The sequence below is a fragment of the Microbulbifer sp. TYP-18 genome (assembly GCF_040932045.1).
GTDB lineage: Bacteria > Pseudomonadota > Gammaproteobacteria > Pseudomonadales > Cellvibrionaceae > Microbulbifer.
This window is the reverse complement of record NZ_JBFRBC010000017.1, coordinates 1-19,764: the sequence shown is the minus strand read 5'-3', so window position 1 is coordinate 19,764 and position 19,764 is coordinate 1. Positions and strand designations below refer to the sequence as shown.

The window sequence follows — 19,764 nt, the reverse complement described above, 5'->3', positions numbered from 1 at the left end:
GCCCCTTAATTCCCTGGACCTACTGGGGTTTCTTCACTAACCTTGGCCCGCTTTAACCGATAAGCAATATGGAGGTGCTGTCGACCGCTACGCTCGAGTAAGGGTGAGAGAGCTTTCCAGCCCCTGAGGTATAACGCGCGTTCCGGCCCGGCCGCAACCCGTAATAATACCCACCAACACAGGGGATTTAATAATGATAAAAAGGCTCCGCTATGTGGCTCCAATCATCGCAGCCAGCCTTCTGACTCTGAGCGCCAGCGCCCACTCGGAACCGGGCGACTATGGCTTCTGGACTACGCTAGGCCACCTGTTCAATCCGCCCAAAGCGAATGCGCCGGTCACCCCCGCGCAGACTCAGGGCATGTACCCTCTGTCACTGGACGACCCGGGATTCAACGACGGCTTCGATCACGGTGATTTCGACGATTGGCAACAGGTAAACCTTTCCGCTGACACCGGCGCCATGTGTGGTAATGGCTCACCCTATAAATTCTTTGTCTACCGGGTGCCGGACACCAGCAACACCATGTTCTATTTCGAAGGCGGTGGCGCCTGCTGGGATTACGAGAGCTGCTCCGGTGCCGCCGGTATCCGCGGAGCCCGTAACCCCAACGGTATTCCCGACGGTTATGTGCAGAACATCAACCTGCTGGACTTTAGTAACTCTGCCAACCTGGCCACTGCCGCGGTATCGCCGCTGATCTATACCCACCACCCCTACAACCAGTTCAAGACCGGCGAATGGAACCTGGTGTATGTGCCCTACTGCACCGGCGACATCTATGTGGGCGACAAAACCGAAGTCTATCCGGATCCCAGCGGCCAGAAACCAGATCTGATCTGGCATCACAATGGCGTACGCAACGTACAGGCGGTGACTTCCTGGGTCAAAAACAATCTGCAAAAACCCAAGCAGATGGTGGCCGCGGGCTGCAGTGCCGGCAGTATCGGTGCACTGCTCAACTATTCCAAGCTGCGCGCGGATATGAACGTGGATTATGGCTACTTGATCGATGATTCCGGTCCCCTCTATCGCGCACCCCTGAACAGCAACGACAACAACCGCTATCCGTCGCTGCCACTGCACAAGAAGGTGCTCGATTCCTGGACCACCTATACTGCCAACGGTAGCCCCACTGACGTCAACCCGGTCAATATGCTCGCCAGCATCACACCGGGATTCGACAAGAACGAACTGGCTTCGCTCTATGTCGCCCTGTCCGGCAAGTTCCCCTCCGACCGTCTGGGCATCACCCACTTCCTCGCCGACGGCAACTTCTCTTCCTACTCCTACGAGCGTTTCTACGAGGATATTTACAACGATCCGGACCCGGCTTCACGCCTGGCCAAACTGCGCCAGAAATGGCAGCAGGACACCTTCGACAACCTGATTCCAGAACTTGAGCAGACCGGCAACTGGAGCTATTACTTCCCCATGTACCGGGACTTCAACGAGAGCCACTGCACTACCATCCTGGATCTGGAATATGGCGAAATCGCCGAGCACGGATTGGTACTGCGGGACTTCCTGAACAATGTTGTCAACTACCGCGGCGGGGCCCCACTCCGCGCCTACGAGTCGGATCAGGTTTCCGATTTCGAAAACAACCACAACTGGTTCTACGATTTGGTGGGAGGGCTGCTTTAATCCCGGTTATTCACCCGGCAATACAATAGGTTGTCGGGTGAATGCGGTACAAGAATCTGCCGGCGCAAGCCCTTCGGTGTAATTTGCGCGGCTTTTGAAGGACGACAACCCAATTGATGAGAGATTATCTATTGGGTTGCCAAGTTGATGCGTGGTCCATGAAGTGCTGCTGCTTCTATGGACCACCGCTCACTGAGTACCTTGACCTGCATAGGCTTTTTTCCGCGCCTCCTGCAGGCGCTGACGCAGGTACTCCTGCCGGCTCATGCCGTCGGGGAAGCTGGTCATCTGCTGTACTTCCTTTACTATCTCCACCTCCCTCTGCTTGTACTCCGCAAAGCCGGGCACTTCCTTGTAGGGATCGTATTCCGCAGTGTGGCGCTGGGATTTCTCTCTATAGCCTTCCACCAATTCAGCGGCAGCTTGTTCGAATGCGGCTTTGTCCGCACTGTTGCGCTCCAGCCAGGCGAGCTTCAATGCCAGGGCCTCATAGGCCATCACTCGACCCTCAGCCTCAATGGTTTCTATCAACTGCCAGATTTCCTGGTCGCTGAGTGTGTCGTCATCACCATTGAAATAGTCGTCCAGGGATAACTTGTCCCGCTCTTTGCGCAAATAGGCTTCCACCCGCGGATCCGACAGCAGTTTGGCCGCTTCCTGACGGTCCATTTCCGCGGGGGCCATCGCCATCAACTCCTGCCGACTCACGGAGCGGTTTTCTACCGTCCGGTCCGGAGTCGGTTCAATGTCCACCGATGGGGAAATGTTATACCGCCAGCCGGCGGCGACTGCACCCAGAATAACCACTGGGGTAACAACAGACAGCAGAACCTTATTATTCATTGTGACCGCTTCCGTTATCGGGATAACGGTGCAGTTTAACCGGCGCGGGACACTGTGCAAAGCGCGCAAGCTATCCAGCGATGCTGGGTCGCATAAGACAGGGGATTACACCCAGGTGAGCTTCCGTTCGTCAGTCGGCCGCGGGGCGCAGGGGGACTCTTTCGGGGGCACAAAGCCAGTCCGGGACTCGGGTGGCAGATTGCGCTGTTCCCAGGCGGATACGGCCTGTCCACAGCGACGCCGCTGTTCGTCGGTTAGAACTCTGCCGTCGGGCCACTTTCCCAGCTCTATGGCGCGCTTCAGACTCCCAATTACCTGGGGACTGAGGCTGTTGAGCAGGGTTTCAAAAGACATAGCGGGTCTCTTTGCGTTTAACGCCGCAGAAAAAAGCCGGTCCATGACCGGCTTTCACTGCTAGCTGGCTACCCGGCGTTACGCTTCGGCGGCTTCGGACTCTTCCTCAGCCTGCTGGCGATCCACCAGCTCGACGTACGCCATGGGAGCCTTGTCACCGGCGCGGAAACCACACTTGAGTATACGGATATAACCACCCGGGCGGGCTTCGTAACGGGGACCCAGCTCATCGAACAGCTTGCGCACTGCATCCTTGTCGCGGATACGGGCGAAGGCCAGACGGCGGTTGGCGACACTGTCACTTTTGGCCAGGGTAATCAGCGGCTCGGCAACGCGGCGCAGCTCCTTGGCTTTGGGCAATGTGGTTTTGATCAGTTCGTGCTCCACCAGCGAAGCGGTCATGTTCTTGAACATGGCCTTGCGGTGGGCGCTGGTGCGGCTGAACTTACGGCCACTATAGCGATGACGCATGACTCAATTCCTTCCGACTTTTAGTTGCCTTCGCGGCAAGTCGTTCTGGAGCAGCCGACAAAGCTGCTCGGGTTATTGCAAATTGTTCTGTTGCGGCTTGGCCGCTGTTACAGGGTGCTCAGCTTGCTGTCACCTTTGAGACTAGCCGGCGGCCAGTTTTCCAGGCGCATCCCCAGGGACAGGCCGCGGGACGCAAGCACGTCCTTAATTTCGGTCAGAGACTTCTTACCCAGGTTCGGTGTCTTCAGCAGTTCCACCTCAGTGCGCTGGATCAGATCGCCGATATAGTAGATGTTCTCCGCCTTCAGACAGTTGGCAGAACGCACCGTCAGCTCCAGGTCATCCACCGGGCGCAACAGGACCGGATCGACTTCCGGCTCGTCAGTCTTGGGCTGGGCCTCCTTCTCGCCGTGCAGGTCCACGAACGCCGACAACTGCTGTTGCAGGATGGTGGCGGCGCGGCGAATGGCCTCTTCCGGATCCAGGGTACCGTTGGTCTCCAGATCCAGTACCAGCTTGTCCAGGTCGGTGCGCTGCTCGACCCGCGCTGCCTCTACACTGTAGGCCACGCGGCGAACCGGGCTGTAGGACGCATCCAGTTGCAAACGACCGATCGCCCGGGTCTCTTCCTCTTCGTCGCGACGCGCATCCGCGGGTTGGTAACCGCGGCCACGGGCCACGGTCAGCCGCAGGCTGAGGTCTACGTCTCCGGTGATATTGGCAATCACGTGTTCAGGATTGACGATCTCGATATCGTGATCCACCTGAATATCCCCCGCGGTCACCGCGCCCGGACCGGTTTTGCTCAGGCTCAGTACCGCCTGGTCCTTGCCGTGCATCACAACCGCAATCTCTTTCAGGTTGAGCAGGATTTCAATTACGTCCTCCTGCACGCCCTCGATCGCGCTGTACTCGTGCTCGACGCCGTCTATTTCAACTTCGATAACGGCGCAGCCCGGCATGGAGGACAGCAGAATGCGGCGCAACGCATTGCCAAGAGTGTGACCAAAGCCGCGCTCCAGCGGCTCCAGAACCACTTTGGCATGGTTCGGATTGTATTCGGTGACGTCAATACGACGCGGTGTCAAAAACTCGTTGACAGCAGTCTGCATAGCCATACCTGTTTACAGTTACACTCCAACTCAGGAGCAGGACCTTACTTGGAGTAGAGTTCCACGATAAGGTTTTCATTGATCTCCGCCGGCAGATCGACGCGGTCCGGAACACGCTTAAAAGTGCCTTCCAGTTTGCTTGCGTTCACGTCCACCCATTCGATTTCGCCACGCTGTCCGGCGAGGGACACGGAATGCTGGATGCGCAGCTGCTTCTTGGCTTTCTCGCGCACAGCAACGACATCGCCTTCCTGTACCTGATAGGAAGGGATGTTAACGGTCGCGCCATTCACCAGAATCGCCTTGTGGGAAACCAACTGTCGCGCTTCAGCACGGGTGGCGCCGAAGCCCATGCGGTAAACCACATTGTCCAGACGCTTTTCCAGAAGTTGCAACAGGTTCTCACCGGTCGCTCCCTTCAGGCGCGCCGCTTCCTTATAGTAGTTGCGGAACTGCTTTTCCAGTATCCCGTAAATCCGGCGCACCTTCTGTTTTTCACGCAGCTGTACACCATAGTCGGACAGGCGGCCGCGGCCGGCGCCATGCTGACCTGGCTTGGACTCGGCGCGGCACTTGGAATCGTGCGGGCGTACGCCACTTTTCAGCTGTAGATCGGTACCTTCCCGACGGGAAAGTTTACATTTTGGTCCTATATAACGTGCCATTTTGTCAGCCCCCTCTTACACGCGACGTTTCTTGGGCGGACGACATCCATTATGCGGGATTGGCGTCACGTCGGTGATGTTGGTGATCTTGTAGCCGCAGTTGTTCAGTGCGCGCACAGCGGATTCGCGACCGGGGCCAGGGCCCTTCACTTCTACGTCTAGGTTTTTCAGGCCGTATTCCTGCGCCGCAGTACCTGCGCGCTCGGCCGCCACCTGGGCTGCAAACGGGGTGCTCTTGCGTGAGCCACGGAAGCCGGACCCACCTGCGGTGGCCCAGCTGAGGGTATTGCCCTGGCGATCGGTGATCGTCACGATCGTGTTATTAAACGATGCGTGGATGTGGGCAATACCGTCGACAACGGTCTTTTTGACCTTCTTGCGAACAGTAGTTTTTGGCTTAGCCATACCAGTATCCTAAATCCTGTATCAACTCCCCCGGGCCTGTCGGCCTCCAGAGGCTTGTTAAACCGCGAAATCGCGCCTTAATCAGGCTTATTTGCGAATCGGCTTGCGCGGCCCCTTGCGGGTGCGGGCATTGGTCTTGGTGCGCTGTCCCCGCAGCGGCAGGCTGCGGCGGTGGCGCAGACCGCGGTAGCAGCCCAGATCCATCAAGCGCTTGATGTTCATGGAGACTTCGCGGCGCAGGTCACCCTCTACAGTGAGTTTTGCAACTTCACCGCGGATGGAGTCGATCTGCTCTTCAGACAGGTCGCGGATTTTGGTGGATTCAGCGATACCAACCGCTGCCAAAATAGATTTGGCCGTGGTGCGACCGACCCCATAGACATGGGTCAGGGAGATCACGGCGTGCTTGTGGTCTGGTACATTGACACCAGCAATACGTGCCATAGAGGCGTACTCCACGTATCGGGAGCCACAGCTTGTTCTACTGTGGCTCTACTTCGATTCCGGCGCTGACAGCGACTAAAAAACCGCCTGCGCCACCAAAAAAGGCGCGCAAGGATAGCTTTTCAGACACCAATTTGCAATAGCCCGCCTCCCCTTCGACCTCCCGAAGCGGATGCGAACGACAGTCAACGCCCCCAATTGGAAACCTGTCCGGGGACAGGCTTCACTCCCGGGACCAGTAGTCCCGGGCGTCGCCGTCTGACACGGGGCCGTATCAGGCGGCTTTTTCCTCTTTCAGCTTTTATGGATGCCCGCGTGAACACCCAAGGGGCTGCGCCCTCTATCAGCCTTGGCGCTGCTTGTGACGTGGCTCGGCACTGCAGATGACCCGCAGAACACCCTTGCGACGCACGATTTTGCAGTTACGGCAGATCTTTTTAACGGATGCGCGTACTTTCACGACCTTACCTCAAATCAATCAGTCTGCGAGCTAGCGACGGCCATAGCCCTGCAGGTTTGCTTTTTTCATCATGCCTTCGTACTGGTGCGACAACAGATGTGACTGCACCTGTGACATAAAGTCCATCACCACCACCACAACGATCAGCAGTGAGGTACCCCCCAGATAGAAGGGAACATTAAATCCGACCACCAGGAACTGCGGCAGCAGTGACACTGCGGCAATATAGGCGGCACCGACCAGGGTGAGTCGGGTCAGTACCCGGTCGATATAGCGGGCTGTCTGCTCGCCAGGGCGGATGCCGGGCACATAGGCACCGGACTTTTTCAGGTTGTCCGCCACCTCATTCGGGTTAAACATCAACGCCGTATAGAAGAAGCAGAAGAAACCGATCAGCAAAGCGAACAAAATAATGTTCAGCGGCTGACCCGGCCCCAGTTGCAATGCCATCCACTGCAGCACCTCGGCGCCGAAGCCTTCGCCACCCTGACCAAACCACTGTGCCAGTGTGGCCGGGAACAGCAGGATACTGCTGGCGAAGATCACCGGGATCACACCGGCCATATTCACCTTCAGCGGCAGGTGGCTCGCCTGCGCAGCCGGTGCCGCAGAGTAGCGGCCGGCCTGGCGCCGCGCATGGTTGATGGTGATACGGCGTTGACCGCGCTCCATCACCACTACGAAATACACCACAGCCAGGGCGACAAAGCCAATCGCCAGCAGCAGCAGGATATGCAGTTCGCCCTGCCGCGCCTGCTCGAATGCCTGACCGATGGCGCTGGGCAGTCCGGCCACGATACCGGCAAAGATCAACATGGAAATACCGTTGCCGACCCCACGCTCGGTGATCTGTTCGCCCAGCCACATCATGAACACCGCGCCGGTTACCAGGGACACGACGGCCACGAAGTAAAAACCAAACGCCGGCTCCGGTGAGTAGGCCAGGTTTTGCCCCGCCAGACCAAAGGTCATGCCGATACCCTGGATCAGGGCCAGCGCCACCGTCAGGTAGCGGGTGTACTGGTTAATCTTGCGCCGGCCCGCATCGCCCTCCTTCTTCAGGGCTTCCAGAGAGGGGGTCACCGCGGTCATCAGCTGCATGATGATGGACGCGGAGATGTAGGGCATGATGCCCAGCGCCAGGATACTCATCCTTTCCAGGGCACCGCCGGAGAACATGTTAAACAGCCCCAGGATGGTTCCCTGGTTCTGGTTGAACAGGTTCGCCAGCTTGTCCGGGTCGATTCCGGGTACCGGAATATGCGTTCCGACGCGATACACCAGTATCGCGAGAAACAGAAAACGAAGGCGCGCCCAAAGCTCGCCCAACCCCTTGCTATTCGCTAAAGGATTTACACCGGTTCCTGGTCGTGCCATTGGCGCCTCGATTAGTCTTCAATTTTACCGCCGGCAGCTTCGATCGCCGCCTTTGCACCCTTGCTCACTCCCAGACCCTTCACAGTGACCGCTTTGGTCAGCTCTCCCGAGAGAAACACCTTGGCGCGTTTAATATGGCTGCCGATAATATCGGCATTCTTCAGCGCTGCCAAATCGATTGTGTCGCCTTCCACCTTGGCCAGTTCGGCCAGGCGTACCTCTGCGGTGAAGCGGGATACCCGGGCGGTGAAACCGTACTTGGGCAGACGCTTCTGCAGGGGCATCTGACCGCCTTCGAAGCCCGGACGCACGCTGCCACCGGAGCGCGACTTCTGACCCTTGTGGCCGCGGCCACCGGTCTTGCCCAGGCCGCTGCCAATACCGCGACCAACGCGCTTGGCGTTGCGCTTGTGGCCCTGTGCGGGAGATAAGTCGTTCAAACGCATGTTATTCCCCCTCCACCTTCAGCAGATAATTCACTTTGTTGATCATGCCGCGCACAGAGGGAGTGTCTTCCACTTCCACAGTGTGACCGATGCGGCGCAGACCCAGACCCGCAACACACGCCTGATGATTTTTCAGGCGTCCAGCAGTGCTCTTGATCTGGGTGACTTTAATGGTCTTCTTAGCCATGGTGCTACCCAATAAATAACCCTGGTCCGAACCGCTATCAGTTCAGAATTTCTTCGACAGACTTGCCACGCTTGGCCGCAACATCCTCCGGGCTCTGCATTTGCTCCAGCGCCTTGAAGGTTGCCCGTACCACGTTCACCGGGTTGGTGGAGCCGTAGCACTTGGCCAGTACGTTGTGCACCCCGGCCATTTCCAGGACAGAGCGCATGGCGCCACCGGCGATGACGCCGGTACCCTGGGAAGCGGGCTGCATATAAACCTTGGAACCGCCGTGACGGCCCTTGGTGGCGTACTGGATAGTATCGCCATTCAGATCCACCTGGATCATTTCGCGGCGCGCGGCTTCCATCGCCTTCTGGATCGCCACCGGCACTTCGCGAGCCTTGCCCCTTCCGAAACCGACGCGGCCATTGCCGTCGCCAACCACGGTCAGTGCGGTAAAGGCGAAGATACGACCACCTTTAACAGTCTTGGCAACGCGATTGACCTGGACCAGCTTCTCCTGCAGGCCTTCGTCGTTGCTTTTGTCTTTCTCTCTAGCCATAACTCAACCCTTAGAATTTCAGACCGGCTTCGCGGGCAGCATCAGCCAGAGCCTTAACACGGCCGTGATACTTGTAGCCGCTGCGATCAAAAGCAACCTGTTCCACACCGGCGGCCTTGGCGCGCTCGGCGATCAGTGTGCCCACTGCGGTAGCAGCGTCCACGTTGCCGGTTTTACCTGAGCGCAGATCCTTGTCCAGAGTGGAGGCGGAAGCCAGCACTCTGTCGCCCTCGGCAGACAAAATCTGTGCGTACATGTGGCGCGGCGTGCGGTTCACGGTGAGGCGAACGGCGCCCAGCTCACGGATCTTGGCGCGGGCACGGCGTGCACGACGCAAGCGGGATGCATTCTTAACGTTCATATCTATGCCCTATTTACTTCTTCTTGGCCTCTTTGCGATACACGCGTTCGTCGGCATAACGGACACCCTTACCTTTGTAGGGCTCCGGCGGACGGAAGGCGCGGATCTCAGCGGCCACTTGACCCAGCAGCTGCTTGTCGCTGCTCTTGAGTACGATTTCAGTCTGGCTCGGGGTTTCGACCACGACACCCTCCGGCAACTGATAATCGATCGGATGGGAGAAGCCCAGGGTCAGGTTGACAGTCTTACCGGACGCTTTCGCCCGATAACCGACACCCTGCAACTGCAATCTCTTTTCAAAACCAGTGCTCACACCAACAACCATATTGTTGATCAGCGCACGTGTGGTACCGGCCAGCGCCCTGGCCTGCTTGGAGCCACTGCGCGCCGCGAAGGTCAGCTGGCTATCCGCCTGGCTCACTTCCACATCGTTGTGAACAACCATGCTCAGGTTACCGTTACCGCCCTTGATGGCGATGTCCTGACCTTTCAGGTCAACGGTAACGCCTGCGGGGATAACTACCGGACTATTTGCTACTCGAGACATGATAACCCCCGCTTAGAATACGGTGCAGAGCACTTCGCCACCGACACCGGCCTGGCGCGCAGCGCGATCGGTCATCACCCCCTTGGAGGTGGACACGATCGCGATACCCAGGCCACCGCGTACGGTCGGCAGAGTTTTCTTACCAGTGTAAGCGCGCAGACCTGGACGGGAAACGCGGTCCAGCTCGGCGATAACCGGCTTGCCCTGGAAATATTTCAGGGCAATGGTCAGCTCCGGCTTGGCGCCTTCACTGACACTGCAATCGGAGACATAGCCTTCGTCCTGCAGGACCTTGGCTACCGCTACTTTCAATTTGGATGATGGCAGGGTGACTTCCGCCTTTCCGCGCGCCAGGGCATTGCGGATACGGGTCAGCATGTCTGCCAACGGATCTTGCATACTCATCTTATGAGACTCCTCAAATCTGCCAATACCTGCCGGAAATTACCAGCTGGACTTCACCAGGCCGGGCACATCACCACGCATCGCTGCCTCGCGCAGCTTGTTACGGCACAGACCGAACTTGCGGTATACGGCGTGGGGGCGACCAGTGATACGACAGCGGCGTTGCTGGCGTACCGGGCTTGCATCGCGCGGCAGTTTTTGCAGCTTGAGTTGAGCCTCCCACCGCTCCTCTTCGGAAACAGTGGCACTGGCGATGATCGCCTTCAGCTCCTGACGCTTTGCGGCGTACTTAGCTGCGGTTCGAGCGCGCTTGTTCTCGCGCGCAATCATGGATTTCTTCGCCATGGAATCCTCTTAACCCTTAAGCGGGAAGTTGAACGCTTTCAGCAGCGCGCGACCCTGATCGTCGTTTGCCGCTGTGGTGGTAATACAAATATCCAGTCCGCGGAGCTTGTCCACTTTGTCGTAGTCAATTTCCGGGAAGATAATTTGCTCGGTCACGCCCATCGAAAAATTACCGCGACCGTCGAACTGCTTCGGACTGACGCCGCGGAAATCGCGGATACGCGGGATGGCGATGTCGATCAAACGCTCCAGGAACTCGTACATACGCTCACCGCGCAGAGTTACCTTGCAGCCGATCGGCCAACCGTCGCGGATCTTAAAGCCCGCAATAGACTTGCGCGCCTTGGTCACGATGGGCTTCTGACCAGTAATTGCCGTCATATCGTTGACAGCGTGTTCCAGCACCTTCTTGTCACCAATCGCTTCGCCGACACCCATGTTGACGGTGATCTTGGTGATGCGCGGCACTGCCATCACATTCTCGAGACCCAGCTCATCTTTGAGCTTGGCCGCGAGTTCCTTAGTGTAGAGCTCTTTAAGCTTTGCCATGATCTACCAACCTGCTTTTGCGCCAAGAGCCTTAGATGGCTTCGCCGCTGGATTTGAAGACGCGGATCTTGCTGCCGTCTTCCAGTACTTTGAAGCCCACCCGGTCGGCTTTCTGCGTGCCGGGGTTGAAGATGGCCACGTTGGAAGCATCGATAGACGCTTCCTTTTCCACGATGCCACCGGCAATACCCAGTTGGGGATTTGGCTTCTGGTGTTTTTTAATCATCTGCACACCGGAAACGATCAGACGGCCATCACTCAGCACCTTGCGTACGGTACCGCGCTTGCCTTTGTCGCGACCGGCAACAACGATCACTTCGTCGTCACGCTTGATCTTGCGCATAACTCTATCTCCGCTCCAGGCTTAGATAACTTCGGGCGCCAGCGAGACGATCTTCATGAACTTCTCACCGCGCAGTTCGCGAGTTACCGGGCCAAAAATACGGGTGCCGACCGGCGCATGTTGCTGGTTCAGCAGTACCGCTGCGTTATCGTCAAATTTGATCAGTGAACCGTCGGGGCGGCGCACACCTTTTTTGGTGCGAACCACCACTGCGTTCATCACCTGTCCCTTCTTCACCTTACCGCGGGGAATGGCTTCCTTTACGGTTACCTTGATAATGTCGCCCACGCGTGCATAACGACGATGGGAGCCGCCCAGCACCTTGATGCACATGACACGGCGAGCCCCACTGTTGTCAGCCACTTCTAAGTAGGATTCCGCTTGAATCATTGTCTCTCTCCGAAACCTTTCAACCCGGCATTCAATGCGCTAGGGGTTATACCTTCGCCGCACGCTCTACAATTTTCTGCAAAGCCCAGGACTTGCTCTTGGACAACGGACGAGATTCCTCGATAGTGACAACATCGCCGATGTTGCACTCATTACCCTCGTCGTGGGCCTTGAGTTTGGTGGACTTGTTTACGATTTTGCCGTAGATCGGGTGCTTAACACGGCGCTCGATCAAAACGGTGATGGTTTTATCCATCTTGTCACTCACGACCTTGCCGGTGAGTGTACGCTTCAGCTTTGCTTCCGCCATGATTAGTTACCTGCCTTCTCGGTCAACACAGTCTTAATGCGAGCAATGTCGCGACGAGTCTGCTTCAACAGATGGGTCTGGGCCAGCTGACCGGTGGACTTTTGCATTCGAAGCTTGAACTGAGCCTCAAGTTGGTTCAGCAATTCCTGATTCAACTCTTCAACTGACTTTTCGCGTAGATCTGCAGTCTTCATTACATCACCGAACGCTTAACGAAAGTTGTCTTTACAGGCAGCTTGGCCGCAGCAAGCTCAAACGCTTCGCGAGCCAGATCTTCGGATACACCCTCCATCTCGTAGAGGACCTTGCCCGGCTGGATCTGAGCCACCCAATATTCAACACCACCTTTACCTTTACCCATCCGCACTTCGAGGGGCTTGTTGGTAATTGGCTTGTCCGGAAACACGCGAATCCAGATTTTACCGCCACGCTTTACGTGACGGGTCATGGCGCGACGGGCCGCCTCGATCTGGCGCGCAGTAATGCGGCCGCGACCGATGGCTTTGAGGCCGAACTCGCCAAAGCTCACCTTGGAGCCGCGCTGAGAAAGACCGCGATTGCGCCCCTTCTGTACCTTGCGGAATTTTGTACGCTTTGGTTGCAGCATCTGCGTACTCCTTATTTAGCAGCTTTCTTGCGGCTCTTCGCCGGCTTCTCATCGGGCACTTCGTCACCGATGACTTCACCTTTAAAGATCCACACCTTGATGCCGATGATGCCGTAAGTGGTCATCGCCTCGGCAGTGGCGTAGTCGATATTGGCACGCAGGGTGTGCAGGGGTACACGGCCTTCGCGGTACCACTCGGTGCGGGCGATTTCCGCACCACCGAGACGACCACTCACCTGAATCCTGATGCCCTGGGCGCCCTGGCGCATGGCGTTTTGTACCGCGCGCTTCATGGCGCGACGGAACATGACACGGCGCTCCAGCTGCTGGGCGACATTCTGGCCCACCAGAGTTGCATCCAGGTCCGGCTTGCGCACCTCTTCGATATCGATATGCACCGGCACGCCCATCTGCGCGCTTACCTCTTTGCGCAGACGTTCCACGTCTTCACCTTTTTTACCGATCACGATACCGGGCCGGGCGGTGTGAATCGTCACACGCGCGGTGTTTGCCGGACGCTCGATCTCGATTCGGCTCACAGAGGCGTGGGCCAGTTTTTTGCGAATGAATTCGCGAACTTTCAGATCCGTGTACAGCTTGTCTGCGTACTCGTCGCTGCCGGCATACCACACGGAGGTATGCTTTTTAACGATACCCAGACGAATGCCGGTAGGATGTACTTTTTGTCCCATGGTTTTCTCGCCTGCTCTGTTATTTCTCGGCCACTTTCACAGTAATGTGACAAGTACGCTTAAGAATACGATCAGCACGACCTTTGGCACGCGGCTTAATGCGCTTCATGGTCATACCTTCGTCCACAAAAATTGTGGAAACCTTCAGTTCATCCACGTCGGCGCCCTCGTTGTGCTCGGCGTTGGCAACCGCCGACTCCAGCACCTTCTTGACGATCGCCGCACCCTTTTTATTGCTGAATGCCAGAATATCCAGGGCTTCCTCAACGCCTTTGCCACGAACCTGATCCGCTACCAGTCGCGCCTTTTGCGCCGACAGACGTGCGCCGCGTAATTTTGCTGCTACTTCCATCGTAATAACCTCGGCTTAGCGCTTCTTCGCTTTCTTATCCGCAGCGTGGCCGCGGTAAGTGCGGGTGGCAGCGAACTCGCCCAGCTTGTGACCAACCATTTCTTCGTTGACCAAAACGGGCACGTGTTGACGACCGTTGTGCACAGCGATCGTCAGCCCCACCATTTCCGGCATAATCATGGAACGGCGGGACCAGGTTTTAATCGGCCGGCGATCATTGGCTGCAATCGCTGCCTCCACCTTTTTGATCAGGTGCAGATCAATAAAGGGACCTTTCTTGAGTGAGCGTGGCACTGTCGATTCCTCTCTAGCTGCTCAGACACCGCGCGGCTTACTTGCCGCGGCGACGTACAATCATTTTATCGGTGCGCTTGTTCTTGCGCGTTTTCTTACCCTTGGTGGGAACGCCCCAGGGGGTCACCGGATGGCGTCCACCAGAGGTACGACCCTCACCACCACCGTGCGGGTGGTCGACCGGGTTCATCGCCACACCGCGAACGGTTGGACGAACACCGCGCCAGCGCGCAGCACCGGCCTTGCCCAGCTTGCGCAGGCCGTGCTCGGAATTGCCCACTTCACCCAGGGTTGCGCGGCACTCAGCGAGCACCTTGCGCGTTTCCCCGGAACGCAGGCGAATGGTCGCGTACTGGCCATCCCGGGCCACCAGTTGCACAGAGGCACCGGCGGAACGGGCCAGCTGGGCGCCCTTGCCCGGCTTCAGCTCGATGGCGTGGATCACCGAACCCACCGGAACATTGCGCAGGGGCAGAGTGTTGCCCACCGCAATCGGCGCGGCATCGCCCGACTGAATGGTGGCACCCGCCTTGAGGCCCTTAGGCGCTATGATGTAGCGGCGCTCACCATCGGCGTAACAAACCAGTGCGATGTTCGCACTGCGGTTGGGATCATACTCCAGGCGTTCAACTTTGGCCGGAATACCGTCCTTGTTGCGCTTGAAGTCGATGATGCGATAGTGCTGCTTGTGACCACCACCGATATGACGGGTAGTGATACGACCATTGTTGTTACGGCCACCGCTTTTGCTTTTGCTCTCCAGCAAAGGGGCATAGGGCGCGCCTTTGTGCAGGTCGGGATTGACGACCCTTACCTGATGGCGTTGACCGGCGGAGGTCGGTTTACTTTTTACAATCGGCATTGCAACTGTCCCCTTTACTCAGCAGCTTCAAAGTTGATATCGCTGCCTTCAGCCAGGCGAACATAGGCTTTTTTCCAGCCGCTGCGACGGCCTATGCCGTGGCGGGTGCGTTTGGTTTTGCCTTTGACGTTCAGGGTGCGAACCTGCTCGACGGAAACGTTGAACAGTTTCTCAACCGCGGCCTTGATCTCAGCTTTCTCGGCGTCGGCGACAACCTTGAAAACCACCTGGTTGGCGCTATCGGCCAGCATGGCGGCTCTTTCGGAAACCACCGGGCCCAACACTATGTTGTAGAGTCGCTCCTGGTTCATCCCAGCACCTCTTCAATTTTCTTGAGCGCGGCCACGGTAACCACCACCTTGTCAAAGCGGATCAGGCTCACCGGGTCTATGCCCTGCACGTCGCGGACGTCGATCTTGTGCAGGTTGCGCGCGGCCAGGTAGAGGTTTTCGCTCAGCTCCTCGGTCACGATCAGCGCATCGGCCAAATCGAACTGGGCCAGCTTGCTCACCAACTGCTTGGTCTTGGGCACCTCCACGTCGAAGGACTCCACCACCACCAGGCGCCCCTGACGGGCCAGCTCGGACAGGATGCAGCGCAGTGCAGCGCGGTACATTTTCCTGTTCAACTTGACGCTGTGATCGCGCGGCTCAGCGGCAAAAGTGACACCACCGGAGCGCCACAGCGGGCTACGGATAGTGCCCGCACGGGCGCGGCCGGTACCCTTTTGACGCCAGGGCTTTTTGCCACCACCGGAAACGTCAGAGCGGTTTTTCTGTGCCTTGGTACCCTGGCGAGCGCCGGCCATGAAGGCGACCACTGCCTGGTGCACCAGGTCCTGATTGAATTCACGCCCGAAAGTCACTTCAGAGACAGCCACTGTGCCTTTGGCACCTTCGGGAGTGGCGATATTCAGTTCCATACCCATTTCCCCCTCGGTGTTAGGCTTTAACTGCCGGGCGAACAATTACGTCGCCACCGGGAGCACCGGGCACGGCACCTTTCACCAGCAGCAGGTTACGCTCGGCATCCACACGAACCACTTCCAGGTTCTGCACGGTGACGCGCTCAGCACCCATATGGCCGGCCATCTTCTTGCCTTTCCATACGCGGCCAGGAGTCTGGCACTGACCGATAGAACCGGGTGCGCGGTGGGACAGGGAGTTACCGTGGGTGGCATCCTGGGTGCGGAAGTTCCAGCGCTTAACGCCGCCCTGGAAACCCTTACCTTTGGAGGTTCCGGTCACGTCGATCTTCTGGCCAGCCTCAAAGCCGGACACAGTGATCTCAGAACCGATTTCAAAAGCCTCTTCAGCACCTTCGGTGCGCAGTTCGAAGAGACGGGTACCAGCCTCTGAGCTGGCTTTGGCGAAGTGGCCCGCTTGGGGCTTGGAGACACGGGACGCCTTGCGACTGCCCACAGTGACCTGGACAGCGGCATAGCCGTCGGTTTCAGCGGTTTTCACCTGAGTGATGCGATTCGGGGCCACCTCAATCACGGTGACCGGAATGGATACGCCACTCTCGGTGAAGACGCGAGTCATGCCGCTCTTGCGGCCGACAATACCTATTGTCATCTTTTCAACCTCTCAGTGCACGGGGCTTTAACCCACTGCGGCCGCCCAGTTTCAGAGCGTTACACTACCCAGACCTTTTTCGCCCGGGATTCGGTAGTTAGTAAAAGTGTTAGCCGAGACTAATTTGGACCTCTACACCGGCCGCCAGATCGAGCTTCATCAGCGCGTCGACGGTTTTCTCGGTCGGCTCAACGATGTCCAGCAAACGCTTGTGTGTACGGATCTCGTACTGATCGCGCGCGTCTTTGTTGACGTGCGGGGAAATCAACACGGTGTACTTCTCTTTGCGAGTCGGCAGCGGAATAGGACCGCGGACCTGCGCACCGGTGCGCTTGGCCGTCTCGACGATCTCCTGGGTAGACGAGTCGATCAGCTTGTGATCGAACGCCTTCAGGCGAATTCGGATACGTTGACCCTGCATGGAATCAAACTCCAACTCAAAACCAAAGAACGTCCTTTTACGCAGCCCCGTGGGCGGGCGAAAAGGAGCGCGAATTCTACGGGCAGGCCGCCGCACTGTCAACTGGAGGACCGGCACAAATTTACCCGCGCGCAAACTACAATGAAGTATCGGCAGCGGATCGAGGATATCAACGTGACTATTGCCGCAAGATTGAGTCAATATCTCAATGACCAATCAGTCGATTATCGTCTGATTCAGCATCCCCACAGCCATACCAGCCGTGAGAGCGCCCATGCCGCCCAAGTGCGGGAGGACCGGGTGGCCAAGGCAGTCCTGCTCAGGGACGATGAGGGCTATGTGATGGCGGTAATACCCGCCAGCAGCAGCCTGGATATGCGCGCAGTCCACGACGAAACCGGGCGCAATGGCCTGCAGATGGTAGCGGAGAACGAGCTGGGGCCGCTATTCCCGGATTGTGAGCTGGGCGCCCTGCCTCCTCTGGGCCAGGCCTACGGTATCACCACACTGCTGGATAGCGGCCTGAGCCGCTGCGAGACCATCTATTTCGAGGCCGGTGACCACGAGGAGCTGGTGGCGATGGATGGACCGCGATTCACGCAGTTGTTCATGGGCAGCCACATCGCCGACCTAAGCAAAGACTGGCCTTAGCAGGGGAAGGGAGTGACAGCCGGGCGGCCCGCCCCCGGGCCTTGGCGCCCAACTGGAGACTCCTGCTGAAGGGAAACACCGAGGCCGCACAAGCGATGCTATGCGCTCCCCTTCGCTACAGGAACTGACATACCCTGACCCCTAGTGATAGAGTTCTGACATGGAGTCACTCATCGATACTGGCTGATGAAGGAGGCTGTGCAGCCGCACCGGCATCTCCCTCTGTGCGGCCGTACCCTTAGAGCAACCAATAATAACAACCGGGTGAACCACAAATGGAACGACCCCGTTTGACACACAGTTTCGCCAATGCCCAGCACCCCTCCAGCTATTGATCAATACCAGAAATGGCTAGGTATCAGCGCCCGGCTTTCCGGAGACTCCCAGGGAGCGGACGACCTGCTGCAACAAGGCCTGCTGGCCGCACTGGAGGCACAGCGAAAGCCCTTTCAGGAACCCCGGGACGCCGCCTGGTTTTATGGGGTACTGCGCAATCTGGCCGCCCAGACAATCCGGCAGACCAGGCGCCGCCAGGCCCGGGAGTCCAGCTACGCCGAGGAAAACAGCCAGCCGGGACGAGAAACGATCCTGGGCGGCAGCAGCATCCCGGCCCTGCCCCCGGCACAGCGGCTGGTACTGCTGCTGGCTTTGAACGGTCTCAACAAAAGTGAGATTTGCCAGGTTCTCGGCATTGCCGATGCCACTTTGCGCCAACGCCTCAGCGCTATGCGCAAAAAACTCGCCTCGCAGGAGGCTCGCAGGAAGATCGACCCCGCAAGCCTGGCTGCGGCCTACGCCGCGCGAATGGACAGCGCAAACCCTCCCGGAGCCGGCCAACGCCGCGCCGCCCTGGCACAGGGACCCGCCCGCCTGGCGGACTTTCGCTTTGGCATCACAGACCCGGACTGCAACCTCCTTGCAATCAGCCGCTCACCGGAGAAATAGCGTTATCCGGTTCGCGCGGCGCGCCGCTCCATATTGGCCAACCACTCTGACGGCAGAGCAGATAAGTGGAAAAATAAACTGAGTGATCGGCTCACAAAACAACCAAGCGCGGCAATAAGTAAGTGTCCGCAAAGCGGAGATACACTCGAAACCAAGCATTGACCGGAGATTGTTATGTTACAAAATTCACATATAGGCGCTGTGGTATTTTTTGTCAGCGACCTGGATAGTACGCGGCAGTTTTATGAAGGCACCCTAGGGCTTGAGACCAGCTGGATAGCCGCTGCAGAGGGGGAAGAAGACGGCAGCCATCTGCTAGCCCATATCGGCGACGCTGTACTGGTCTTCTTTAAGGGAGAGGAGAAGCCGGCAAGGACACCTATCATTGTTTTTTCAACCGGCGACAACGACATACACCGTATGGTTGAACAGCTGGTCGCCTGCAACGTGGAAATTATTGCCCCAGTGCAACATGCTCCGGATGGCGGCTTGACCGCGGATTTTGCGGATCCGGACGGACACATATTGAGCCTCTACCAACCACCCACCGAAGTATCCCAAAAGCTGTGACGCAATAAGACAAACCGCAATCCGGGCGTTAGGGCGCCCGAATTGCGGTAGAAAACTAACCTCTCGAAAAAGTTTGGCCTCCGAACATTGGGTGGTAAGATTAATGCTATAAGAAATCAATGGATCGCCCGACCCTAGCAATCGAACTCAGCAATACCGAAAACGGGAAGCAAGTCTCTAATGAAGGTTGGCGGTGGCTACCAGAAAACGTATGGTCATCAAGACCGGGTAGGCAGGAAGAAGAATTACAAAAAGAACACCTAAGGGTATTATTCTTTAATTAGCACTCATGTCCCGTCGATCCGTACGAACAGGTTTAACAAGTTACAAGGGATTTGCTCTCTTATGCTCAAGCGAACAAGTAGTTTTATACCTCCACATCCAGATACTCGACTAAGGAACGTCTGAATAACTCAACAATCGCTACGGCAGTATCAGTATTTTCTGGTGCGGGCCTGAATTTGACCAAAACAACCCTGAGATTGTTTGTTTTTTCACCTGGAATCTACTTCTCAGCAGATTCCAGGTGCACTGGCCCTAAGCCAGAAGATATTTTTGACTGCGAAGCAGGTTTGACAGACCAGCTA

34 protein-coding genes are annotated in these 19,764 nt (G+C 57.4%); 4 read left to right on the top strand and 30 right to left on the bottom strand.

Features of this window, described 5'->3' with window-relative positions; translation table 11 throughout:
• The first annotated feature begins 193 nt into the window (after window positions 1-193).
• Window positions 194-1,648, top strand: a complete 1,455-nt coding sequence (locus tag ABVT36_RS13695) for a pectin acetylesterase-family hydrolase (RefSeq protein WP_367149318.1) — start codon at window positions 194-196, stop codon at window positions 1,646-1,648.
• A 189-nt stretch (window positions 1,649-1,837) separates the two neighbouring features.
• Here ABVT36_RS13695 and ABVT36_RS13690 read toward each other — a convergent pair whose 3' ends face one another.
• From ABVT36_RS13690 to rpsJ, 30 genes are all read right to left on the bottom strand, one after another.
• Entirely contained in the window at window positions 1,838-2,491 is a 654-nt protein-coding gene (locus ABVT36_RS13690) for a hypothetical protein (RefSeq protein ID WP_368457048.1), read from the bottom strand.
• Window positions 2,492-2,596: 105 nt separating this feature from the next.
• On the bottom strand, window positions 2,597-2,845 hold the full coding sequence (locus ABVT36_RS13685) for a YeaC family protein (protein WP_368457047.1): 249 nt from the start codon (window positions 2,843-2,845) through the stop codon (window positions 2,597-2,599).
• Between the two features lie 78 nt (window positions 2,846-2,923).
• The gene (rplQ, locus tag ABVT36_RS13680; RefSeq protein WP_367149321.1) at window positions 2,924-3,316 is read right to left on the bottom strand and encodes a 50S ribosomal protein L17; all 393 of its coding nucleotides are present in this window, start codon (window positions 3,314-3,316) and stop codon (window positions 2,924-2,926) included.
• A gap of 107 nt (window positions 3,317-3,423) precedes the next feature.
• Window positions 3,424-4,428 carry a DNA-directed RNA polymerase subunit alpha gene (gene rpoA, locus ABVT36_RS13675; RefSeq protein WP_367149322.1) on the bottom strand — a complete coding sequence of 335 codons (1,005 nt, stop codon included), beginning with the start codon at window positions 4,426-4,428 and terminating at the stop codon, window positions 3,424-3,426.
• A 44-nt stretch (window positions 4,429-4,472) separates the two neighbouring features.
• Entirely contained in the window at window positions 4,473-5,093 is a 621-nt protein-coding gene (gene rpsD, locus ABVT36_RS13670; protein ID WP_368457046.1) for a 30S ribosomal protein S4, read from the bottom strand.
• 15 nt (window positions 5,094-5,108) lie between these two features.
• Entirely contained in the window at window positions 5,109-5,498 is a 390-nt protein-coding gene (rpsK, locus tag ABVT36_RS13665) for a 30S ribosomal protein S11 (protein WP_020411406.1), read from the bottom strand.
• Between the two features lie 87 nt (window positions 5,499-5,585).
• On the bottom strand, window positions 5,586-5,942 hold the full coding sequence (rpsM, locus tag ABVT36_RS13660; protein ID WP_367149324.1) for a 30S ribosomal protein S13: 357 nt from the start codon (window positions 5,940-5,942) through the stop codon (window positions 5,586-5,588).
• A gap of 343 nt (window positions 5,943-6,285) precedes the next feature.
• Window positions 6,286-6,402 (bottom strand): 50S ribosomal protein L36, encoded by a 117-nt coding sequence (gene rpmJ, locus ABVT36_RS13655; protein ID WP_010133825.1) that lies wholly within the window; start codon window positions 6,400-6,402, stop codon window positions 6,286-6,288.
• A 30-nt stretch (window positions 6,403-6,432) separates the two neighbouring features.
• A complete protein-coding gene (gene secY, locus ABVT36_RS13650; protein WP_367149325.1) occupies window positions 6,433-7,779 on the bottom strand; it encodes a preprotein translocase subunit SecY in 1,347 nt (448 codons plus the stop codon).
• A gap of 11 nt (window positions 7,780-7,790) precedes the next feature.
• Entirely contained in the window at window positions 7,791-8,225 is a 435-nt protein-coding gene (rplO, locus tag ABVT36_RS13645; protein ID WP_367149326.1) for a 50S ribosomal protein L15, read from the bottom strand.
• Between the two features lies 1 nt (window position 8,226).
• Window positions 8,227-8,412 (bottom strand): 50S ribosomal protein L30, encoded by a 186-nt coding sequence (gene rpmD / locus ABVT36_RS13640; RefSeq protein WP_367149327.1) that lies wholly within the window; start codon window positions 8,410-8,412, stop codon window positions 8,227-8,229.
• Window positions 8,413-8,449: 37 nt separating this feature from the next.
• Window positions 8,450-8,956 carry a 30S ribosomal protein S5 gene (gene rpsE / locus ABVT36_RS13635; RefSeq protein WP_367149328.1) on the bottom strand — a complete coding sequence of 169 codons (507 nt, stop codon included), beginning with the start codon at window positions 8,954-8,956 and terminating at the stop codon, window positions 8,450-8,452.
• A 10-nt stretch (window positions 8,957-8,966) separates the two neighbouring features.
• A complete protein-coding gene (gene rplR / locus ABVT36_RS13630; RefSeq protein ID WP_367149329.1) occupies window positions 8,967-9,317 on the bottom strand; it encodes a 50S ribosomal protein L18 in 351 nt (116 codons plus the stop codon).
• Between the two features lie 13 nt (window positions 9,318-9,330).
• Window positions 9,331-9,864 carry a 50S ribosomal protein L6 gene (gene rplF / locus ABVT36_RS13625; protein WP_368457045.1) on the bottom strand — a complete coding sequence of 178 codons (534 nt, stop codon included), beginning with the start codon at window positions 9,862-9,864 and terminating at the stop codon, window positions 9,331-9,333.
• Between the two features lie 12 nt (window positions 9,865-9,876).
• Window positions 9,877-10,269, bottom strand: coding sequence for a 30S ribosomal protein S8 (gene rpsH, locus ABVT36_RS13620; RefSeq protein ID WP_367149331.1), 393 nt, complete (start codon window positions 10,267-10,269; stop codon window positions 9,877-9,879).
• A 39-nt stretch (window positions 10,270-10,308) separates the two neighbouring features.
• Entirely contained in the window at window positions 10,309-10,614 is a 306-nt protein-coding gene (gene rpsN, locus ABVT36_RS13615; protein WP_367149332.1) for a 30S ribosomal protein S14, read from the bottom strand.
• Window positions 10,615-10,623: 9 nt separating this feature from the next.
• Window positions 10,624-11,163, bottom strand: coding sequence for a 50S ribosomal protein L5 (gene rplE / locus ABVT36_RS13610; RefSeq protein ID WP_367149333.1), 540 nt, complete (start codon window positions 11,161-11,163; stop codon window positions 10,624-10,626).
• A gap of 31 nt (window positions 11,164-11,194) precedes the next feature.
• Entirely contained in the window at window positions 11,195-11,506 is a 312-nt protein-coding gene (gene rplX / locus ABVT36_RS13605) for a 50S ribosomal protein L24 (protein WP_367149334.1), read from the bottom strand.
• Window positions 11,507-11,527: 21 nt separating this feature from the next.
• Window positions 11,528-11,896 carry a 50S ribosomal protein L14 gene (gene rplN, locus ABVT36_RS13600; RefSeq protein ID WP_367149335.1) on the bottom strand — a complete coding sequence of 123 codons (369 nt, stop codon included), beginning with the start codon at window positions 11,894-11,896 and terminating at the stop codon, window positions 11,528-11,530.
• A 46-nt stretch (window positions 11,897-11,942) separates the two neighbouring features.
• Window positions 11,943-12,206, bottom strand: a complete 264-nt coding sequence (gene rpsQ, locus ABVT36_RS13595) for a 30S ribosomal protein S17 (protein ID WP_367149336.1) — start codon at window positions 12,204-12,206, stop codon at window positions 11,943-11,945.
• Window positions 12,207-12,208: 2 nt separating this feature from the next.
• Window positions 12,209-12,400, bottom strand: a complete 192-nt coding sequence (gene rpmC, locus ABVT36_RS13590; RefSeq protein WP_020411392.1) for a 50S ribosomal protein L29 — start codon at window positions 12,398-12,400, stop codon at window positions 12,209-12,211.
• Window positions 12,400-12,813, bottom strand: a complete 414-nt coding sequence (gene rplP, locus ABVT36_RS13585; RefSeq protein WP_073277504.1) for a 50S ribosomal protein L16 — start codon at window positions 12,811-12,813, stop codon at window positions 12,400-12,402. The genes rpmC and rplP overlap by 1 nt, the downstream gene beginning before the upstream one ends.
• A gap of 11 nt (window positions 12,814-12,824) precedes the next feature.
• A complete protein-coding gene (rpsC, locus tag ABVT36_RS13580) occupies window positions 12,825-13,505 on the bottom strand; it encodes a 30S ribosomal protein S3 (protein WP_367149338.1) in 681 nt (226 codons plus the stop codon).
• Window positions 13,506-13,524: 19 nt separating this feature from the next.
• Entirely contained in the window at window positions 13,525-13,857 is a 333-nt protein-coding gene (gene rplV, locus ABVT36_RS13575) for a 50S ribosomal protein L22 (protein WP_367149339.1), read from the bottom strand.
• 15 nt (window positions 13,858-13,872) lie between these two features.
• Window positions 13,873-14,151 carry a 30S ribosomal protein S19 gene (gene rpsS, locus ABVT36_RS13570; RefSeq protein ID WP_069946924.1) on the bottom strand — a complete coding sequence of 93 codons (279 nt, stop codon included), beginning with the start codon at window positions 14,149-14,151 and terminating at the stop codon, window positions 13,873-13,875.
• A gap of 37 nt (window positions 14,152-14,188) precedes the next feature.
• Window positions 14,189-15,013: a 50S ribosomal protein L2 gene (gene rplB / locus ABVT36_RS13565; protein WP_368457044.1), complete on the bottom strand. Its 825-nt coding sequence runs from the start codon at window positions 15,011-15,013 to the stop codon at window positions 14,189-14,191.
• Window positions 15,014-15,027: 14 nt separating this feature from the next.
• Window positions 15,028-15,324: a 50S ribosomal protein L23 gene (gene rplW / locus ABVT36_RS13560; protein WP_367149343.1), complete on the bottom strand. Its 297-nt coding sequence runs from the start codon at window positions 15,322-15,324 to the stop codon at window positions 15,028-15,030.
• The gene (gene rplD / locus ABVT36_RS13555; RefSeq protein ID WP_368457043.1) at window positions 15,321-15,935 is read right to left on the bottom strand and encodes a 50S ribosomal protein L4; all 615 of its coding nucleotides are present in this window, start codon (window positions 15,933-15,935) and stop codon (window positions 15,321-15,323) included. Before rplD ends, rplW begins: the two co-directional genes overlap by 4 nt.
• Window positions 15,936-15,954: 19 nt before the next feature.
• Window positions 15,955-16,590 (bottom strand): 50S ribosomal protein L3, encoded by a 636-nt coding sequence (gene rplC, locus ABVT36_RS13550; protein WP_367149345.1) that lies wholly within the window; start codon window positions 16,588-16,590, stop codon window positions 15,955-15,957.
• 109 nt (window positions 16,591-16,699) lie between these two features.
• Window positions 16,700-17,011: a 30S ribosomal protein S10 gene (gene rpsJ, locus ABVT36_RS13545; protein WP_367149346.1), complete on the bottom strand. Its 312-nt coding sequence runs from the start codon at window positions 17,009-17,011 to the stop codon at window positions 16,700-16,702.
• 141 nt (window positions 17,012-17,152) lie between these two features.
• On the opposite strand from rpsJ, the gene ABVT36_RS13540 reads away from it, so the two are divergent.
• The 3 genes from ABVT36_RS13540 to ABVT36_RS13530 all read left to right on the top strand — a co-directional run bounded on the left by ABVT36_RS13540 (window position 17,153) and on the right by ABVT36_RS13530 (window position 19,177).
• Window positions 17,153-17,662 carry an aminoacyl-tRNA deacylase gene (locus ABVT36_RS13540; RefSeq protein ID WP_368457042.1) on the top strand — a complete coding sequence of 170 codons (510 nt, stop codon included), beginning with the start codon at window positions 17,153-17,155 and terminating at the stop codon, window positions 17,660-17,662.
• A 309-nt stretch (window positions 17,663-17,971) separates the two neighbouring features.
• A complete protein-coding gene (locus ABVT36_RS13535) occupies window positions 17,972-18,607 on the top strand; it encodes a sigma factor-like helix-turn-helix DNA-binding protein (RefSeq protein WP_368457041.1) in 636 nt (211 codons plus the stop codon).
• Between the two features lie 174 nt (window positions 18,608-18,781).
• On the top strand, window positions 18,782-19,177 hold the full coding sequence (locus ABVT36_RS13530) for a VOC family protein (RefSeq protein WP_368457040.1): 396 nt from the start codon (window positions 18,782-18,784) through the stop codon (window positions 19,175-19,177).
• Window positions 19,178-19,764: the final 587 nt, after the last annotated feature.

Bases quoted from the DNA above. Each gene is read 5' to 3' on its own strand.
- ABVT36_RS13695 (WP_367149318.1), top strand. From the start codon at position 194: ATGATAAAAAGGCTCCGCTATGTGGCTCCAATCATCGCAGCCAGCCTT.
- ABVT36_RS13690 (WP_368457048.1), bottom strand. From the start codon at position 2,491: ATGAATAATAAGGTTCTGCTGTCTGTTGTTACCCCAGTGGTTATTCTG.
- ABVT36_RS13685 (WP_368457047.1), bottom strand. From the start codon at position 2,845: ATGTCTTTTGAAACCCTGCTCAACAGCCTCAGTCCCCAGGTAATTGGG.
- rplQ (WP_367149321.1), bottom strand. From the start codon at position 3,316: ATGCGTCATCGCTATAGTGGCCGTAAGTTCAGCCGCACCAGCGCCCAC.
- rpoA (WP_367149322.1), bottom strand. From the start codon at position 4,428: ATGCAGACTGCTGTCAACGAGTTTTTGACACCGCGTCGTATTGACGTC.
- rpsD (WP_368457046.1), bottom strand. From the start codon at position 5,093: ATGGCACGTTATATAGGACCAAAATGTAAACTTTCCCGTCGGGAAGGT.
- rpsK (WP_020411406.1), bottom strand. From the start codon at position 5,498: ATGGCTAAGCCAAAAACTACTGTTCGCAAGAAGGTCAAAAAGACCGTT.
- rpsM (WP_367149324.1), bottom strand. From the start codon at position 5,942: ATGGCACGTATTGCTGGTGTCAATGTACCAGACCACAAGCACGCCGTG.
- secY (WP_367149325.1), bottom strand. From the start codon at position 7,779: ATGGCACGACCAGGAACCGGTGTAAATCCTTTAGCGAATAGCAAGGGG.
- rplO (WP_367149326.1), bottom strand. From the start codon at position 8,225: ATGCGTTTGAACGACTTATCTCCCGCACAGGGCCACAAGCGCAACGCC.
- rpmD (WP_367149327.1), bottom strand. From the start codon at position 8,412: ATGGCTAAGAAGACCATTAAAGTCACCCAGATCAAGAGCACTGCTGGA.
- rpsE (WP_367149328.1), bottom strand. From the start codon at position 8,956: ATGGCTAGAGAGAAAGACAAAAGCAACGACGAAGGCCTGCAGGAGAAG.
- rplR (WP_367149329.1), bottom strand. From the start codon at position 9,317: ATGAACGTTAAGAATGCATCCCGCTTGCGTCGTGCACGCCGTGCCCGC.
- rplF (WP_368457045.1), bottom strand. From the start codon at position 9,864: ATGTCTCGAGTAGCAAATAGTCCGGTAGTTATCCCCGCAGGCGTTACC.
- rpsH (WP_367149331.1), bottom strand. From the start codon at position 10,269: ATGAGTATGCAAGATCCGTTGGCAGACATGCTGACCCGTATCCGCAAT.
- rpsN (WP_367149332.1), bottom strand. From the start codon at position 10,614: ATGGCGAAGAAATCCATGATTGCGCGCGAGAACAAGCGCGCTCGAACC.
- rplE (WP_367149333.1), bottom strand. From the start codon at position 11,163: ATGGCAAAGCTTAAAGAGCTCTACACTAAGGAACTCGCGGCCAAGCTC.
- rplX (WP_367149334.1), bottom strand. From the start codon at position 11,506: ATGCGCAAGATCAAGCGTGACGACGAAGTGATCGTTGTTGCCGGTCGC.
- rplN (WP_367149335.1), bottom strand. From the start codon at position 11,896: ATGATTCAAGCGGAATCCTACTTAGAAGTGGCTGACAACAGTGGGGCT.
- rpsQ (WP_367149336.1), bottom strand. From the start codon at position 12,206: ATGGCGGAAGCAAAGCTGAAGCGTACACTCACCGGCAAGGTCGTGAGT.
- rpmC (WP_020411392.1), bottom strand. From the start codon at position 12,400: ATGAAGACTGCAGATCTACGCGAAAAGTCAGTTGAAGAGTTGAATCAG.
- rplP (WP_073277504.1), bottom strand. From the start codon at position 12,813: ATGCTGCAACCAAAGCGTACAAAATTCCGCAAGGTACAGAAGGGGCGC.
- rpsC (WP_367149338.1), bottom strand. From the start codon at position 13,505: ATGGGACAAAAAGTACATCCTACCGGCATTCGTCTGGGTATCGTTAAA.
- rplV (WP_367149339.1), bottom strand. From the start codon at position 13,857: ATGGAAGTAGCAGCAAAATTACGCGGCGCACGTCTGTCGGCGCAAAAG.
- rplB (WP_368457044.1), bottom strand. From the start codon at position 15,013: ATGCCGATTGTAAAAAGTAAACCGACCTCCGCCGGTCAACGCCATCAG.
- rplW (WP_367149343.1), bottom strand. From the start codon at position 15,324: ATGAACCAGGAGCGACTCTACAACATAGTGTTGGGCCCGGTGGTTTCC.
- rplD (WP_368457043.1), bottom strand. From the start codon at position 15,935: ATGGAACTGAATATCGCCACTCCCGAAGGTGCCAAAGGCACAGTGGCT.
- rplC (WP_367149345.1), bottom strand. From the start codon at position 16,590: ATGACAATAGGTATTGTCGGCCGCAAGAGCGGCATGACTCGCGTCTTC.
- rpsJ (WP_367149346.1), bottom strand. From the start codon at position 17,011: ATGCAGGGTCAACGTATCCGAATTCGCCTGAAGGCGTTCGATCACAAG.
- ABVT36_RS13540 (WP_368457042.1), top strand. From the start codon at position 17,153: ATGAAGTATCGGCAGCGGATCGAGGATATCAACGTGACTATTGCCGCA.
- ABVT36_RS13535 (WP_368457041.1), top strand. From the start codon at position 17,972: ATGCCCAGCACCCCTCCAGCTATTGATCAATACCAGAAATGGCTAGGT.
- ABVT36_RS13530 (WP_368457040.1), top strand. From the start codon at position 18,782: ATGTTACAAAATTCACATATAGGCGCTGTGGTATTTTTTGTCAGCGAC.